This window comes from Rothia nasimurium, from assembly GCF_042660305.1.
GTDB lineage: Bacteria > Actinomycetota > Actinomycetes > Actinomycetales > Micrococcaceae > Rothia > Rothia nasimurium.
In genome coordinates this window covers 1-1,077 of record NZ_JBHSTW010000028.1, presented here as the reverse complement: position 1 = coordinate 1,077, position 1,077 = coordinate 1, and the positions used below count along the sequence as shown (strand labels likewise).

At 56.8% G+C, this 1,077-nt stretch carries 2 protein-coding genes; both read right to left on the bottom strand.

Going from position 1 to position 1,077, the window contains the following annotated elements; translation table 11 throughout:
- Positions 1-291, bottom strand: a 291-nt coding sequence (locus ACFP6B_RS10990; protein ID WP_377129953.1) for an ImmA/IrrE family metallo-endopeptidase, incomplete at its 3' end; no start/stop codon positions are given.
- Positions 284-841, bottom strand: a complete 558-nt coding sequence (locus ACFP6B_RS10985) for a hypothetical protein (RefSeq protein ID WP_377129951.1) — start codon at positions 839-841, stop codon at positions 284-286. The genes ACFP6B_RS10985 and ACFP6B_RS10990, both read right to left, overlap by 8 nt.
- Positions 842-1,077 lie beyond the last annotated feature (236 nt).

The window sequence follows — 1,077 nt, the reverse complement described above, 5'->3', positions numbered from 1 at the left end:
CTCGTACTCGCTCATCGCCCGGATCAGCTGGGGTATATAGATGAGCCGGCTTGCTGCAATCTTGTCGCACCGCAGCTCAACCTTCTCACTGGCCGCGGCGTCCCCTTGGTCTGCGAACTCTGCGTGTACAATCTCATGGGCCAGCACGCACCTGGCCTCGCGGAAGGTCAAAGACTCACTGAGCCAGATGGTTTGCGCATCGTGCTCGTAGAACCCCTGCACCCGCTTATCGAGTACCGCCCAGCGCACCTGAACCCCCAGCTCAGCGGCATGCTGATACGGGTTATACATCCTCGTTACCCCCGCCTAGGTAGGTTTCATCGAGGGAGAGCCCAGCCTCATCTTCTGCCTCACCCTCCCTGGTGCGGCGGGCAGCGACCTGGTAATAGTTCTCTTCCCAATCCTGACCATAGGTTTGGGCTAGGTAGCGGTGATCTTCCACCCCGGCCGGGTCAAAGACCGTACCGGCCGGGGTGATACCAGCCTGGGAGTGCTGGTCTTTAGCTGCGGCAATCTTCCGGTCAGCGAGGAAACTAACTAAAGCCAGCACCATATCCCGCTCACCCTTATCGAGCACCTGGGCCTTATCTGGCAGCTCAAAGGCACCCATCTCAGTAGGTAGCCCGCCCAGGCGTAGCAGGCGCCCTAGGGGTATGTCGAAGACCTGGGAGAATACTTCAAGTACAGCCCGAGACGCCGGGGTGGGGTGTAAACCGGACAGGTAACGCGATACTGTGGTCTGAGAGATACTAAGCCCAGCAGAAGCAGCCTCTTTGACAATCTGCATCTGGGTCAGCTTCTGCTTATTGGCCTTATTCAGGTAATTCGACAGTTGAGACATGCCCCTATTGTCCGTTGCCTGGGAGCTCGCTCAAAGCACTTTTAGTAACACGCTATGCATATTCTTTATGCAAGCATACCCACTACCTTAGAATATGAACTACAACACCATAATCGTTCGCACACGCACCAAAGGAAAGCCCACCCCATGAGCACCACCACCCTCACAAAGGAGCTACACAACCTAGCCGACGACGGAGCAATCCGCCTCAACCCCACCACCGGCACCCTCGAACT